Genomic DNA, 15,439 nt, shown 5'->3' on the forward strand with positions numbered 1-15,439 from the left:
AGATGGGATTTCTTTTTTTCTTTAATTTAGACTTTCTGAAAATTTACGTTTAATAAAGTTGGCAGACTTTTCAAGTTTTGCTTCTTCTTCTGCTGGTAATGTCAATTTTATTTGCTCGATAATTCCTTCACGTCCAACAATGGCAGGATAGCTAAGATAAGTATCAAGCGGTTCATAATAATTTGACACTGGTAATTCTTCGTGGCTATCTGACACAATAGCCAAAGCTAAACGGATTGCCGCACTTGCAATGCCATAGCTAGTGTATTTTTTACCGTAGAAAACAGTATGCCCACCAATCATCGCTTCATGAGCAATTTCGTCCAAAGTCTTAGCATCTGTAAATGTTGAAATAGGTTGCCCCTTCACACGCACTTGGCTCCATGCTGTAAATTGAGAATTCCCATGCTCACCTAAATTATAGCCATAAACACTACGAGCATCTACACCGAAACGTTCTGAAACTGCACGTTTCATACGTGCTGTATCAAGCAACGTTCCCGTACCAATGACGCGTTCCTTAGGAAGCCCTGAATAATGTTGATAAAGGCTAGTCACAACATCAACAGGATTAGAAATCGCGATAATAATACCTTTAAAACCAACTTCTTTTAATTTTTTAGCAACAAGTGGTACTTGTTTTGCTGTAAAAGGCAATTCTGCAAAACGGTCCGCATCTGGATTGTCCTGCAAAGCAATATTCCCCAAAGCTGAAATCACAACATCTGCATCTGCCAACGCTTGATAATCATTAACAACGATATTAGCATGCTGATTGAGATTAGCTGCCGCATCTGTAAAATCAACAGCATCCGCCGTAACTTTCTTTTCGTTAATATCTATCAAAACATAATCATCAAATGCACCTTGAGCAATCAAACCATGAGCAACTGTTGACCCAACATGCCCCATTCCAATAATTCCGACCTTACGTGACATACAAGATTCCCCCTTATAAAGTTATCACTCATTATAGACCTTTGATTCAGAAAATACGAAAACAACCTAACAAAGAATGTCAGGTTGTAAAATATCATTATTTCAAAAGGTCTTGCAAAGGTCCAAAGACAATTTTTTCAATGTCAGATACATAAACTGACAAAGCTTGTTGCGCATCGAGGTAAGCTTTCAGAACTGGATTAGTTTCAATTTTAGCTCCTAATTCTTGCATTTTAGCCTGTTCATCACCAGTAGGCATTTGTCCAGATTGCAATTTAGCATAAAGCCCTTGTTGGAAATCTGTAAATTCTTTGAAAAGTTCTTTAGCTGCCGTATCTGCTTCAATCGCTGCACGACTTTCTTCAGCTTTTTTATACTCTGGAAGGGCACGGATGCCACGTTCTAATTCATTTGCTAAATCATAAATATTTGCCATAGTAATTCTCCTTAATTAACATAAACTTTATAATCAGTATTTTCACTGATAACTTTCTTAGCGTGTTCAAAATCTTTGATATTCTTAAGAGAAATTTGCAAAATGCCGTTAATATCCTCACGGTTTTCTTCGTTAATGTGGATGTTAACCAAAGATGTTCCACGAAGTAGTTCCAAGATTTCCAAGATAACATCTTCTTCATCAGGAACATCAACAAAAATATCAAAACCGCTTTCGACACCACCACGTTTGTGAATGTTCATTTCCTTGCGGGTTTCTTTGGCATGGTTAAAATAATTCCAAATAGCATCGGCATCATTTTGCGAAATAAGCTCCGCAACGCCATCAAGTCTGTTTTTAAAATCATCAATACGTTCTAAAACCGCAGTTTTATTAGTTAGTAAGATACTAGTCCACATACCTGGTTCACTTTCCGCAATACGTGTCATATCACGAAAACCTCCAGCTGCAAAGTGGTTAGTCATCTCATGTTCCAAAGCATAATCACCAGCTTGTTCCATTAAACTAGCTGCCAAAATATGTGGAAAATGCGAAATTTGACTTGTAACACGGTCGTGCTCAGCAGCATCAATTTCAATATAGCGCGCATGAAGCCCTGACAAAATAACTTTCAGGTCAGTAATTGTACTAGCATCTGTCAGCCTTGACGGCGTGAAAATATAATAAGCATTTTCAAATAAATTGACTTCAGCAGCAATGGCACCAGATTTATGAGAACCTGCCATAGGATGAGAGCCAACAAAACGAACGCTTTGTCCAGCAAGGTATTTTTCACCAGCTTCGACAATTTCACGTTTTGTAGAACCTGCATCTGTGATAATGACATTGTCTTTCAAATCCATATCAGCTAAAACCTTAATAAATTCAATAGTTTGCTTAATCGGCACAGCTAATACAATGACATCGGCTAAGGGCGCAAATTCTTTAAAATCAGCAGTCGCTTCATCCACAATTCCACGTTCAAGGGCAACGTTGCGTGATTTATCAGAGCGATTATAACCAAGAATTTTATAATCAGGGTGGTCACGTCTGATTCCCAAGGCAAGGGAACCGCCAATTAAACCTAAACCTGCAATATAAATCACTTTATTTTCCATAGTTACTCCATTTCTGATTTGCTAATCTTTATAGCAATATTGGAGAGCCAATGCCCTCCTATTGTCAAAATGTTATGTTTTTAAAAATGTTTGACATAATCACGATGACGAGCAACAGCTTCTTTTAATTCTTCAAGATTATCAGAAGAGAATTTTTCAAGAATTTCATCTGTCACAACAGTTGCAACAACTGCTTCCATAACGACGCCTGCTGCTGGAAGAGCTGTTGGGTCTGAACGTTCAACCGTTGCTTTATATGGCTCATGTGTTTTAATATCAACTGACATCAAAGGTTTATAAAGTGTTGGAATAGGTTTCATGACTCCTCGAACAACAATTGGTTGTCCATTAGTCATACCACCTTCAAAACCACCAAGATTATTGGTACGACGAGTGTAACCATCTTCTTCGGTCCAAAGAATTTCATCCATGACTTGGCTTCCTTTGAGGTAACCATCTTTAAATCCTAAACCAAATTCAACTCCCTTGAAAGCATTGATTGAAACGACCGCACCTGCAATTTTTGCATCAAGTTTCTTGTCCCATTGAACATAAGAACCAAGACCAACTGGAACGCCACCAACAACAGTTTCAACAACACCGCCAATAGTATCACCATCTTTTTTGATTTGGTCAATATAATCTTTGATTTCTTGTTCACGCTCTTGATTGACAATTGAAACTTCTGATTGACTAGCCAATTCTTTAATTTGTGAAACAGTCAGTCCCTCTGGAACATCAATCTCTTTGCCACCAAAAACAACAACGTGATTAGCAATTTCGATATCAAGCTCTGCTAAAATACGTTTTGCCACCGCTCCAACGGCTACACGCATTGTTGTTTCACGTGCAGATGAGCGTTCAAGAGAATTACGCAAATCTTCAAAACGGTATTTCATCCCACCAACAAGGTCAGCATGCCCTGGACGCGGATGAGTAATTTTACGTTTTGTTTTTAAGCTATCATCAATATCCTCAACCGCCATAATATCAAGCCATTTTTCATGGTCTTTATTGATGACATGAAGGGTAATTGGAGCACCAGTTGTTTTTCCATGACGTACACCAGATGTGATTTCAACCTTATCTGATTCGATTTTCATACGTCCACCACGCCCATAACCACCTTGACGTCGCTTTAAGTCAACATTAATATCCTCAGCAGTCAAAGGAAGCCCGGCAGGAATTCCTTCAATAATTGCTGTCAAACGTGGTCCATGGGATTCACCAGCTGTCAAATATCTCATCTTACTTCTCCAAATACTCTTTCATCTCTTCAAGTGGAATCTGATTGATTGCTGCGCCACCAAGCTCTGGTACAATAACTGTCTTAATCATTTTACCGCGAGCTTTCTTATCATGTACTAAAGCACTATAAAGTTCGTCAACATGCCATGGTTCGTAATCTGTAGGTAAACCAAATTTTTGGCACATGTCAAAAATTTCTTCCGTAATACCTTGAGGCATCAAGCCTTTTTTCTCAGCAACACGAGAAATTTGTACCATTCCAATGGCAACAGCTTCACCGTGCATGACTTTTCCATAGCCCGCAGTCGCTTCAACCGCATGACCAATGGTATGGCCAAAGTTAAGATAAAGGCGAACACCATTATCAAGTTCATCTTCAACAACAACCTTACGTTTAACATTGCACGAACGGTAAATAATACTCTCAGCATGCTCTAAAATGCTTTCAGGGGAGCCATCCATAGCAGATAATTCTTTCCAAAGTTCAACATCATCAATCAAACCATATTTGATAACTTCCCCCATACCTTCAATGAGTTCACGTTTGCCAAGACTTTGTAAAGTTTCAGGATCAATTAAAACACCATCTGGTTGGGTAAATGTCCCCACCATATTTTTGGCAAATGGCGTATTAACCCCTGTTTTACCACCAATAGATGAATCAACTTGAGCTGTTAAACTCGTCGGAATTTGTAAGAAATGAATGCCACGCATATAAGTAGAGGCTACAAAACCTGCTAAATCTCCTACGACACCACCACCAAGCGCAACAATACCGTCACTGCGTGTCATACCATTTTTAACAAGAAATTCATAAACTTTGTTAACTGTTTTTAAATTTTTAGAAGCTTCACCTTCCAAAAAGCCAAAGACAATCACTTCAAAACCAGCATTTTCAATGCTTCGCTTAATCTTTTCAGCATATAAACTGCCAACATGATTATCAGTAATAATAGCGATTTTTTGTGGTTTCCAAAGTTTTTTGACCCAATCACCAGCTTTTGATAAGATACCTTTTTCAATCACAATATCATAAGGTGTCTGTGGGAGATTAACATTCAATTTCATTCGCATCACCTATCAGTTGTTCTTATTTCGTGTTATATTTTTCTTCAAGCGCTGACCAGATTTCAGCTGTAGGCATTGTTTCACCAGTCCAGGTTTCGAAAGCTTCAGCAGCTTGGAATAAAAGCATTCCTAAACCATTAAAAGCTGTTAAGCCTTTGCTACGAACTAATTTCAAAAATGGTGTTTCAAATGGTTGATAAATCGTATCAGCAACCAACAAACCTGCTGGAAATTCAAAATTTTCTGTAATAATCATTGATTTTCCGTCCATACCTACGCTTGTAGCATTGACGAAAAGTTGTGAATCTAAGACTTTTTCTTGAATTGTTTTTAAATCTTCAACTGGATAAACAGCGATAGATACACCCGTTTTATCGGAAAATTCTTGCGCTTTCTCACGTGTCGCCTCTAAAAACTGAGTTTGGTTAAAAATGTTAATATGACTAGCACCATTAAGACTAGCTTGCGCAATGAGTGCTGTGGCAGCTCCTCCGCCACCAAGAATCGTCATCGTTTTATCTTTAACATCAAAATCAGCAAATGTCGCTAGACTTCTGAAGAAACCAATACCATCTGTATTGTGACCAATTAATTTGCCATCACGATTGATAACCGTATTAACAGCCCCAATCAATTGGGCAGAATCAGTCAATTCATCCATGTAAGGAATCACTTTTTGTTTGTAAGGCATTGAAATGTTCACGCCAAACATATCATAGCGTTTTACATTTTCTAACGTAATTGCCAAATCTTCTTCAGGAATATCCCAAGCGACATAAACACCATTAACACCGGTTTTATCAAAAGCATAGTTATGAATAAATGGTGAAATAGAATGTTTAATCGGTGTTGCAACAACCGCAGCTAAGCGCGTGTATCCATTAATCTGCATCAAGTACCTCCCTAATATGTTTCATATCTGCAAGAGCAACCTGTCCAGGCGCACTTGCTTGATCCAAACTAGCGAATGACCACGAAGCGCCAAAAACATCAACAGCAAAACGTGAAACGCGTCCAAGTTTTCCCATAGACATCGTTGCGTATTCTTGTTCTGGATTTAATGTTTTGAAACCACGTGTGTAATTCATCAAATCCAACACATCTTGTTTACTCTGTGGCATAACAGCAACTTTAACCACACGTGGAGCAAGGGCCGTTAGTTCAGAAAATGACTCCATCAAATTCTCAGGGGTTTCATCAAAATTATGATATGACAAAACAAGATTTGGGAAGTCTAACATTTGTTGAAAAGCTTCTTTATGAGAAAAATATTCAAAATCAACGTAATCTGGGTGGTAAATAGCATTAATATTTTTCAAAAGCTCAACATAGTCATCGTCAGATAAGTTAATGTTGCCACCTTCCTTATCCGTACGAATGGTAAAAATAATTTCTCGACCTGAAAATTTTTCAAAAATAGCTGGCGCAACAGTCATAATGTCATCCTTATCTAAGAAATCTGCTCGCCACTCAATAATATCGACTTCGTCGAATTTCGAAATATCAATCGACTGTGCCTCTTCTAAATTTTTAGGCATTATAGGTACTACTATTTTCATTTTTTAACCTTTATTGTAAATACTTTCAAATAATTACTGTTGACATCTGCTTTGTTAACCGTGAAATCACTTGGCAATTGTTGCAAACGGACATAGTCATGTTTAACAGAAGCAAAGCCTTTTTCTAACTGCTTTTTAAATTGTGCGACCGTCAAGTTAGCTGCATTAGTTGAAGCAATAATAGTGCCATTTTCTGACATAACTTCCAAAGCTTGACTAATCAAACGGTGGTAGTCTTTAGCGACAGAAAATGTTTGCTTTTTATTCCGTGCAAAACTTGGTGGGTCAATAACAATCAAATCAAAAGTCAATTGTTTACGTTTTGCGTATTTGAAATACTCAAAAACATCCATTACCACAAAATGGTGATTACTCAAATCAAGACCATTCGCTTCAAAATGCGCTTGTGACAATTCACGTGAGCGTTTTGCAAGGTCAATAGATGTTGTTTCAGTAGCGCCACCCATTGCTGCTGCTACTGAAAATGCCGCGGTATATGAAAACATATTAAGGACACGTTTTCCAAGTCCAAGTTCATTAATCAAAGCATCACGAACGTCATGTTGGTCTAGAAAAATTCCTGTCATCAACCCGTCATTCATAAAAACACTGTATTTGACACCATTTTCTAAAATGGTAAATGACGCTGGTGCCTCTTGACCATAAATATGAGCTGATTCGTAATCAAGTCCTTTAAAACGAATTTTCTCATAACCGCCTTTGATAGCTGGATAAACTTTTTGGAAGGCATTTATAATAACATCGCGATGCTGATAAATAAACATATTATACCAAGAAAATACGACAAAATCAGCATAACGATCTATCGTCACACCACCAAAATTATCTCCATCTTGATTAAATAATCGATAAGCTGTTGTTAAATCTGAATTTTCAAAGTTTTGGCGTTGTTTTTTAGCTTTTGTAAACAAGTCCACAAAATAAGATTCTGTCAATTCAATTTTTCTTGGACCTAAAAACCAACCGATTCCCTTATTTTGTCGAGACAAGTAAGCCGTTCCTAGAAATTGATGAGAATGATTGTAAACAGCAACCGACTGATTATCAAAATCAAGTTGATGAAAATCTCTTCCATCCAAAAGTTGAATGCCACGCTTAATTTTCTTTTCAACGAAAGAATCCACGTATAGTTTGTTCATGAAGCCTATTATATCAAAAATTCAGAATTTTTCCTACTAAATTTTATATTTCTCACACATAACAAAAAAGTTTTTATGATATAATTGAAACTGAGATTTTATCTTTAGGAAAAAAAATAAAGGAAGTTCCTACAGTGAAGAAATTGAAACAAGTTATCTCACACGTGCTAAACACACGCTTGGGATTCATTTTGACGCTTTTGTTTATGTATTGGCTAAAAACCATGTGGGCTTACCATGTTGATTTTAGTCTTGATTTGGGAAATTTATATCAAGTTTTCCTTTCAATAATTAACCCCATTCCGATTGGTTTGCTTTTACTTGGATTAAGCCTTTATATTAAAAGGACACGTGTTTTTTATGCCGTTAGTTGGATTATTTACACTATTTTAAATATTCTACTTATCGCTAACGCCATTTATTTCCGTGAGTTTTCTGATTTTATTACTGTTAGTGCAATGCTTGCAAGTAGTAAGGTTTCTGCTGGTTTAGGGGATTCTGCCTTAAATCTACTGCGAGTTTGGGATATTGTCTATGTCCTTGATTATATTATCTTAATTATTTTATTTGCTACAAAAAAAATAAAAACAGATAAACGTCCTTTCAACAAACGTGCTAGTTTTGCATTTACAGCATTATCGGCTCTGCTTTTCTCTATCAACCTTTTTATGGCGGAAATTGATAGACCTGAGTTGCTAACTCGTGGTTTCTCAAATGTCTATGTCGTTAGAGCGCTTGGTTTACCATCTTTCACCGTCTATAGTGCTAACCAAACTTATCAAGCTGAAAAAGAACGTAGTGAAGCAACTGCTGACGATTTGACCGAGGTTAAAGAATACGTCTCAGAACATTATGCAGCACCAAACTCTAAGTATTATGGTATTGCTCAAGGGAAAAATGTTATCGTTATTCATTTGGAAAGTTTCCAACAATTCTTGATTGACTACAAACTGGAAGTTGATGGACAATCTTATGAAGTAACACCATTCCTTAATTCGCTATATCACTCAAACTCAACTATTTCTTTTTCAAACTTCTTTAACCAAGTTAAGGCTGGTAAGACTTCCGATGCCGAAACATTAATGGAAACATCGCTTTTCGGACTTAGCAGTGGATCATATATGGTTAACTATGGTGGAGATAATACAGCGTTTGCTGCTCCTTCTATTCTTGCTCAAACAGGCGGATATACTAGCGCTGTATTCCATGGTAATGTCGGTTCGTTCTGGAATCGTAACAATACTTATAAACAGTGGGGATATGACTACTTCTTTGATTCATCATATTTCCAAGAGCAAACTGATGAAAATTCATTCCAATATGGTTTGAATGATAAATACATGTTTGCTGATTCTATTAAGTATTTAGAACACCTTCAACAACCATTCTATACGAAATTTATCACAGTAAGTAACCACTATCCTTACACTAGCTTAGCCGGAGAATCTGATGAAGAAGGTTTCCCACTAGCTCAAACTGATGATGAGACCATTAATGGTTACTTCGCTACAGCTAATTACCTTGATTCTGCCATTGAGGCTTTCTTCAATTACTTAAAAGAATCTGGTTTATATGACAATTCTATTATCGTGCTTTATGGGGATCACTACGGTATTTCAAATTCAAGAAATACTAGCCTAGCTCCTCTACTTGGTAAAGATTCAGAAACTTGGACAGAGTACGATAATGCTATGCTCCAACGTGTTCCATTTATGATTCACATTCCAGGGTACACAGACGGCTTTATTAGTGACACCTATGGTGGTGAGGTTGATGCCTTACCTACACTTCTTCACTTGCTTGGTGTCGATACTAGCAACTATGTTCAACTTGGACAAGATTTGCTTTCTGAGGATAACGATCAAACTGTTGCTCTCAGAACAGCTGGATATTATATCACACCTACATACACAAGCTATAGTGGACATCTCTACTACACAGCGACTGGTGAAGAAATCACCAATCCAGATGAAAGCACTACTGCGGCAACAAAAGAAATCCGCAATGCCGTTGCTAAACAGCTTTCCGTTAGTGACGAAGTCCAGACGGGAGATTTACTCCGCTTTGACACAGATACTGGTTTAGAAACCGTTGATAGTTCGTCGATTTCCTACTCCAACTCCTTGAAGAGCCTGAAATCGATAGAGAAAAAACTAGGTGATGAATCGACAAGCTTATATAGCGAAAATGGTAACCAATCTACCGTTGACCTCTTTAAAGCTCCAAGCTATATGCAACTGCACAGTAGCTCATCAAGCTCAAGTGATGACGACTCTTAACCGTAATTAGTACAAGAAAAATCCCAATCACTATTACATTTAGTGATTGGGATTTTTCTTGTACTCCTATATTATCATTATCTCCAAAGTCGAAGTTACCTTCTAACTTCTCCTAACTCTCCTCTAGCAGACCCAAAATCGAACTCACAAGTAAATAATAAATCCTGTCTTGCAAACAATATCTTATCACCGTTTTTCGACGGTAATCCCGAACACGCTATTTCAAAATTCTTAACGTCTAAATCATAGCGCACTAGGTAACGATATAAATAGTTCACATGTTTTATTCTATTGAATAAAAAAAGCACTAAGCTGTAAGCTTAGCACTCTTAATTGATTGTAAGTAGAACTTACGTTTGTTTTAATTCTTATTTACCAAGTTTAGCTTTAGCTGCATCTGCAAGAGCTGTGAAAGCTGCTGCATCGTTAACTGCTAAATCAGCAAGCATTTTACGGTTAACTTCGATTTCAGCTAATTTCAAACCGTGCATCAATTGTGAATATGACAAACCATTCATACGAGCTGCCGCATTGATACGTGTGATCCAAAGTTTACGGAAATCACGTTTTTTCTGACGACGGTCACGGTATGCATAGTAGTAAGAGTTCATTACTTGTTCTTTTGCAGTACGGAACAAGATATGTTTTGCACCATAGTAACCTTTAGCAAGTTTCAATACACGTTTACGACGTTTGCGTGATACAACGCCACCTTTAACACGAGCCATTTATATTCTCCTCCAAATAATTCTTAATAATATTGAGTAAATGCTTTATTCTTATTTAAGACCTGAAAGCATTGCTTTAATACGTTTGAAATCTCCTGAGTGCACCATAGCGGCTTTGCGAAGATGACGACGTTGTTTTTTAGTTTTACCGTGGAAACGGTGTGAAGTAAACGCACGGAAGCGTTTTAATCCACCAGAACCTGTACGTTTGAAACGTTTAGCTGATGCGCGGTGAGTTTTTTGTTTTGGCATTTTAGAATTCTCCTCTTAAAATATTTAAAATTGACAATTATTTTTTGTCAGGAATTGGAGCAAGTTGCATGAACATTTGACGTCCATCCATCTTAGCTCGTTGCTCAATAATAGCAATATCTTGCGTTCTTTCTGCAAATTCCGCCAATACCTTTGCTCCAATTTCCTTGTGAGTAATCATACGACCTCTAAAGCGAATTGAGACTTTCACTTTGTTTCCTTTTTCAAGGAATTTACGGCCGTTACGAAGTTTAGTCTCAAAGTCACCTTTATCGATAACTGGGCTAAGACGAACTTCTTTAACAGTCACAACGCTTTGTTTTTTACGTTGTTCCTTACGTTTCTTTTGATACTCAAATTTGAACTTTCCATAGTCCATAATTTTTGCAACAGGTGGCGTAGCTTGTGGCTGAATTAAAACCAAGTCAACATTAGCATCATCAGCAATAGCTTGTGCTTCTGATAATGGTTTAATTCCTAGTTGTTCACCATCAAGACCAACGAGACGAACTTCGCGAACGCGGATTTCATCGTTAATGAATAGATCTTTCTTAGCTATGATTTTCACCTCTTTATTTTTTTAGAGAAAAACAAAAACGGACTTGACAAATCAAGCCCGTACATACATAGTATTCCCGAAAGAATCTTTGACATGTTGGGCCAGACAACCTTAGTCGCAAGGCGAGAAGTTCTCACTTCTGCTTTTCTCATTGTTTCTATTCTATCACATAGACTAATTCATGTCAATGATTTTTTCTGCTTTTTCTTGAATAAATTTGACAACACCGTCGATATCAACACCAGTTGTATCAAAAGTAATGGCATCATCAGCAGCTTTCAACGGTGAAACTTTACGATGACTATCTTTGTAATCACGTTCTGCAATTTCACGCTTCAATGTTTCAAAATCCGTTTCAATACCTTTTTCTTGGTTTTCTTTAAAACGACGTTCTGCTCGTTCTTCTACCGACGCAATCAAGAAAATTTTCAATTCTGCATCTGGTAAAACAACCGTTCCAATGTCACGACCATCCATGATGATAGCGCCATTTTTAGCAATGCGACGTTGTTGATCAACCAGTTCTTCGCGAACTTCTGGTATAGCTGCCACCCAAGAAACGTTGTTTGTCACATCATTTTGGCGAATAGCAAGTGTCACATCTTTGTCACCAACAAAAACAGTTTGACTACCATCTTCGGCACGTCCAAAAGAAATAGGGTGCTTAGACAAAGCTTCTAAAATTTCTTGGACGTTGTTTTCTGTTAATCCATTTTGCAAAGCTAGATAAGTTGCTGAACGATACATTGCTCCAGTATCAAGATAAGTATAGCCAAGATTTTTAGCAATAATCTTGGCTACAGTACTCTTTCCACTTGAAGCAGGACCATCAATCGCAATTCTAATTGATTTCATGATTTCCTTTTCTTCCTAATTAATGTAAACTTCATCTCCTGGGTTAGCATACCAATAACCCGATGTCATGTGGTCAGGGTTAAGCTCATAGAGTGTTTCAACTGAAATGCCTGCACGTGCTGCAATAGAAGCTGCACCTTCTCCTGATAGAACAGTAATAGTATCTCCACTACCAGTAGAGCTTGAAGAGTCGGTTGTATCCTCTGAACTTGCTTCTGTTGATGACGCATCAGTCGTTGTCTCTGATGATGACGCCTCTGACGATGAAGAAACAACACTAGATGATGATGCACCATAAAAATTCGACGTCTCTGATGCTTTATCACTACCACGATTTGAAGTGTAAAAAACAACAAACAAAATCGCAACGACAATGACAAAGAAAATACTAAGCAACGCTGTCAACAAAGGCGTACTAATAGCAGAGCCTTTTGTTTTACGGCTAATTTTAATTTCGTTGTCATCAACTACTTTTTCTTCCCACGGTTGTTTTGCCATAATGTCCCCTTGTTAAATAAATCAATTCATATTACAATAATACTATGAAAGTATCAATAATTCCCCAAAAATGTATTGCTTGTGGCCTATGCCAGACATATTCTAAACTTTTTGATTACCATGATGACGGTATCGTAAAATTCTCTGATTCTGAGGACTTAGAAAAAGTTGTTCCTAACTCAGATCAAGACGCCCTCACTGCTATCAGGTCCTGCCCAACAAAGGCTCTTACGATTTTGTAGGAGCTTTTTCGTTAGCCTTGTAAACTTCGAAGTAATCTAGCTTGATAAAATTGTCTATCAATTCTACTTCGCCAAAAAAGTCAGGATGAACTGCCAAAGCATCTAAAAAATATTTCTTAGGCCATTTTCTCATATAAAAAATACGATCTGGCTGATTTTTGATTTTTATGATAATCCCAGATTTGTTGACTTCAATCTTTTTAATCTGCGCAATCGCTACGCTTGATTTTCTAAAAGGATTCAAAGAAACAATCCGTAATCTTCCATTGTCTTCGATAACGAAATACCGATGAAAACCAAGACCAACCAGCACAATAAAGATAGCAAATAAGATAAAAAATTGACTTGGTATTTTTGTCCGCTCAAACAGTAATGATAAGCCGATAAACATTGGCGCTACGGCAATTGACCAATAGATAATTGACCAAGATAACTCAGGTTGCCAATGGTATCGCATCTTTCCAAAGATTTTAATCATAACAGTCCTCCATTAGTCGATTCTAACAAACAATACTTATGTAAAGCTTAAGGTTATTTTTGGACAATGCCGACAATAACATCCACAGCTTTTTCCATTGTTTGAAGACTGACAAATTCAAAGCGGCCATGCATATTTTCACCACCTGCAAATAGATTTGGTGTAGGAATTCCCATAAATGAGATTTTTGAACCATCTGTTCCGCCACGAATTGGCTCGATAACTGGCTTGATTTCCAAATCTTCCATGACTTCCTTAGCAAGTTCAACTGGTGTCAGGTCTTTTTCAATGATTTTCTTCATATTGTAGTATTGGTCATGAAGATTGACAATGACACTTTCTTTACCTAATTCAGCATTCATCTTATCAGCAATTTCTTGAACCAATTTTTTACGATTTTCAAATGAGTCGTCTTCAAAATCACGGATAATATATGAGCTGTGCGCTTTTTCCACAGTACCTTCCGTACCATGTAAATGGAAGAATCCTTCATAGCCTTCTGTATTTTCAGGACGTTCATTTTTTGGTAGTTGATTATGGAAATCAATCGCTAGTTGCAAAGCGTTAATCATTTGATTTTTAGCTGTTCCTGGGTGAACGTTACGTCCCATGAAATCAACTTCCAAAGCAGCTGCACTAAATGTTTCGTATTGAATTTCGCCAAGTGGTCCACCATCGACCGTGTAAGCAAAGTCAACGTTGAAATCATCAACATCGAATTTATCAGCACCCACACCGATTTCTTCGTCAGGACCAAAACCAACACGAATCTCACCATGTTTGATTTCAGGATGAGCTACCAAGTATTCAACGGCTGTCATGATTTCAGCAATACCTGATTTATCATCAGAACCAAGAAGGGTTGTTCCGTCAGTTGTTACCAAGGTTTGACCAAGGTAGTTATTTAAATTAGGAAATTCTTCTGGATTGAGGGCATAACCAGATTGACCAAGTTCAATAGCGCCACCTGCATAATTTTCAATAACTTGTGGTTTGATACCTTCAGCGTTGAAATCAGCTGTATCCATGTGTGCGATAAAACCAATTTTACGTGTTTTTGTTGCATCGTTAGCTGGTAGAGTACCAACAAGATAGCCATTTGTCAAATAGTGCACATCTTGCAAACCAACTACCTCCATCTCAGGCTTCAAAACGTTTAATGCAAAGTCAACTTGAGTCTGAGTTGAAGGTGTTGTAGTACTATCAGGATTACTACGCGTATTCACTTTCACGTAGCTTAAAAAACGATTTAATAAATTTTCGTAAGACATTATTCACCTCTATTTTTTTCATTACCATTATAGCATAAAAAAACAGTCCAGTGGACTGTTTTTTCATGAGTCTTGAAATTAATGAACGAGTTCAGTCCAGTGGACTGTTTTTTAACGAGTCATAAAATTAATAAACGAGTTCGTTTTAAAATTTAAGACTTTTATTCTGATACATGATAATAAGCTTTGTTAGCGATATCTCCAGAACTAATATCGGCAGAAGAAATTATACGGTCTTTTGATACCTCAGAATTATCACTTTGTCCGTTCAAATAATCACTAGAAAAGCTAGTATTAGCAGGTACAATGTAAAGTGTCACATTTGTTTTTGACCCTGTTTGAACATCTAAGAGTAAGATTCCATTTTGATCAATATCCAGAAAATCAGCCGTTAACCCTTCTGTTGCCAATCCTGCATCATTAAACGTCAAAGTTTCCCCAGAAGCATTCTGCCACGTTCCAGCCATTGTTGAATAGTCTGCTTTCAAAATAGCACCTGTATTAATTGGAGCTAACGTAACTTCTGTTGATGATGAACTTTCCGTTGATGATGCTTCTTCTGATTCAGATGAAACAGTTAATGATGTACTTGTCTCACTTGAACTTGTCGATTTCTTAACACTACTACTTACGGTAGTTGACGAAGAACTCTGATTGGTACTATTTTGCGAATGCGTAGAACACGCCGCTAGCAATCCTAAAGACAAAAGTAAGGTTAGGTAACATCTCAATTTCTTTTTCATTGGTAA

18 protein-coding genes and 1 other annotated feature are annotated in these 15,439 nt (G+C 37.3%); of the genes, 2 read left to right on the forward strand and 16 right to left on the reverse strand.

Features of this window, described 5'->3' with window-relative positions:
* Positions 1–21: 21 nt before the first annotated feature.
* The 8 genes from CCC20_RS01490 to CCC20_RS01525 all read right to left on the reverse strand — a co-directional run bounded on the left by CCC20_RS01490 (position 22) and on the right by CCC20_RS01525 (position 7,528).
* Positions 22–939 carry an L-lactate dehydrogenase gene (locus CCC20_RS01490; RefSeq protein ID WP_003065389.1) on the reverse strand — a complete coding sequence of 306 codons (918 nt, stop codon included), beginning with the start codon at positions 937–939 and terminating at the stop codon, positions 22–24.
* Positions 940–1,036: 97 nt separating this feature from the next.
* Positions 1,037–1,375, reverse strand: coding sequence for a YlbF/YmcA family competence regulator (locus CCC20_RS01495; RefSeq protein ID WP_003065391.1), 339 nt, complete (start codon positions 1,373–1,375; stop codon positions 1,037–1,039).
* An 11-nt stretch (positions 1,376–1,386) separates the two neighbouring features.
* Complete coding sequence (locus CCC20_RS01500; protein WP_058692178.1) at positions 1,387–2,493, reverse strand: prephenate dehydrogenase; 1,107 nt, start codon at positions 2,491–2,493, stop codon at positions 1,387–1,389.
* A gap of 80 nt (positions 2,494–2,573) precedes the next feature.
* Positions 2,574–3,740, reverse strand: a complete 1,167-nt coding sequence (gene aroC, locus CCC20_RS01505; RefSeq protein ID WP_003065395.1) for a chorismate synthase — start codon at positions 3,738–3,740, stop codon at positions 2,574–2,576.
* 1 nt (position 3,741) lies between these two features.
* Positions 3,742–4,809 carry a 3-dehydroquinate synthase gene (gene aroB / locus CCC20_RS01510; RefSeq protein WP_003065397.1) on the reverse strand — a complete coding sequence of 356 codons (1,068 nt, stop codon included), beginning with the start codon at positions 4,807–4,809 and terminating at the stop codon, positions 3,742–3,744.
* Positions 4,810–4,831: 22 nt separating this feature from the next.
* Positions 4,832–5,701 carry a shikimate dehydrogenase gene (locus CCC20_RS01515; RefSeq protein ID WP_003065398.1) on the reverse strand — a complete coding sequence of 290 codons (870 nt, stop codon included), beginning with the start codon at positions 5,699–5,701 and terminating at the stop codon, positions 4,832–4,834.
* Positions 5,691–6,368 (reverse strand): type I 3-dehydroquinate dehydratase, encoded by a 678-nt coding sequence (gene aroD, locus CCC20_RS01520; RefSeq protein WP_003065401.1) that lies wholly within the window; start codon positions 6,366–6,368, stop codon positions 5,691–5,693. Before aroD ends, CCC20_RS01515 begins: the two co-directional genes overlap by 11 nt.
* Positions 6,365–7,528 (reverse strand): class I SAM-dependent rRNA methyltransferase, encoded by a 1,164-nt coding sequence (locus CCC20_RS01525; RefSeq protein ID WP_117567038.1) that lies wholly within the window; start codon positions 7,526–7,528, stop codon positions 6,365–6,367. The genes aroD and CCC20_RS01525 overlap by 4 nt, the downstream gene beginning before the upstream one ends.
* 134 nt (positions 7,529–7,662) lie before the next feature.
* On the opposite strand from CCC20_RS01525, the gene CCC20_RS01530 reads away from it, so the two are divergent.
* Positions 7,663–9,807, forward strand: a complete 2,145-nt coding sequence (locus CCC20_RS01530) for an LTA synthase family protein (RefSeq protein WP_041973134.1) — start codon at positions 7,663–7,665, stop codon at positions 9,805–9,807.
* A gap of 368 nt (positions 9,808–10,175) precedes the next feature.
* On the opposite strand, the gene rplT is transcribed toward CCC20_RS01530, so the two are convergent.
* From rplT to CCC20_RS01555, 5 genes are all read right to left on the reverse strand, one after another.
* Positions 10,176–10,535 carry a 50S ribosomal protein L20 gene (gene rplT, locus CCC20_RS01535; protein WP_000124839.1) on the reverse strand — a complete coding sequence of 120 codons (360 nt, stop codon included), beginning with the start codon at positions 10,533–10,535 and terminating at the stop codon, positions 10,176–10,178.
* A 51-nt stretch (positions 10,536–10,586) separates the two neighbouring features.
* Complete coding sequence (gene rpmI / locus CCC20_RS01540) at positions 10,587–10,787, reverse strand: 50S ribosomal protein L35 (protein WP_003065422.1); 201 nt, start codon at positions 10,785–10,787, stop codon at positions 10,587–10,589.
* Between the two features lie 37 nt (positions 10,788–10,824).
* Positions 10,825–11,355 (reverse strand): translation initiation factor IF-3, encoded by a 531-nt coding sequence (gene infC / locus CCC20_RS01545; RefSeq protein WP_003065423.1) that lies wholly within the window; start codon positions 11,353–11,355, stop codon positions 10,825–10,827.
* A gap of 14 nt (positions 11,356–11,369) precedes the next feature.
* Positions 11,370–11,497: a sequence feature (ribosomal protein L20 leader region), on the reverse strand.
* A gap of 23 nt (positions 11,498–11,520) precedes the next feature.
* Positions 11,521–12,201, reverse strand: a complete 681-nt coding sequence (gene cmk, locus CCC20_RS01550) for a (d)CMP kinase (protein WP_003065424.1) — start codon at positions 12,199–12,201, stop codon at positions 11,521–11,523.
* Positions 12,202–12,216: 15 nt separating this feature from the next.
* Positions 12,217–12,699: an SAG1386/EF1546 family surface-associated protein gene (locus CCC20_RS01555; protein ID WP_003065425.1), complete on the reverse strand. Its 483-nt coding sequence runs from the start codon at positions 12,697–12,699 to the stop codon at positions 12,217–12,219.
* 44 nt (positions 12,700–12,743) lie between these two features.
* Here CCC20_RS01555 and CCC20_RS01560 point away from each other — a divergent pair, with 44 nt between their 5' ends.
* A complete protein-coding gene (locus CCC20_RS01560; RefSeq protein WP_003065426.1) occupies positions 12,744–12,941 on the forward strand; it encodes a ferredoxin in 198 nt (65 codons plus the stop codon).
* On the opposite strand, the gene CCC20_RS01565 is transcribed toward CCC20_RS01560, so the two are convergent.
* From CCC20_RS01565 to CCC20_RS01575, 3 genes are all read right to left on the reverse strand, one after another.
* Complete coding sequence (locus CCC20_RS01565) at positions 12,928–13,419, reverse strand: EbsA family protein (protein WP_003065427.1); 492 nt, start codon at positions 13,417–13,419, stop codon at positions 12,928–12,930. The genes CCC20_RS01560 and CCC20_RS01565 overlap by 14 nt on opposite strands.
* 53 nt (positions 13,420–13,472) lie before the next feature.
* Complete coding sequence (gene pepT / locus CCC20_RS01570) at positions 13,473–14,690, reverse strand: peptidase T (protein WP_270619527.1); 1,218 nt, start codon at positions 14,688–14,690, stop codon at positions 13,473–13,475.
* Positions 14,691–14,851: 161 nt separating this feature from the next.
* On the reverse strand, positions 14,852–15,433 hold the full coding sequence (locus CCC20_RS01575; RefSeq protein ID WP_003065429.1) for a DUF6287 domain-containing protein: 582 nt from the start codon (positions 15,431–15,433) through the stop codon (positions 14,852–14,854).
* Positions 15,434–15,439: the final 6 nt, after the last annotated feature.

The organism is Streptococcus sp. LMAG:39 (assembly GCF_008680485.1).
GTDB classification, from domain to species: domain Bacteria; phylum Bacillota; class Bacilli; order Lactobacillales; family Streptococcaceae; genus Streptococcus; species Streptococcus pasteurianus.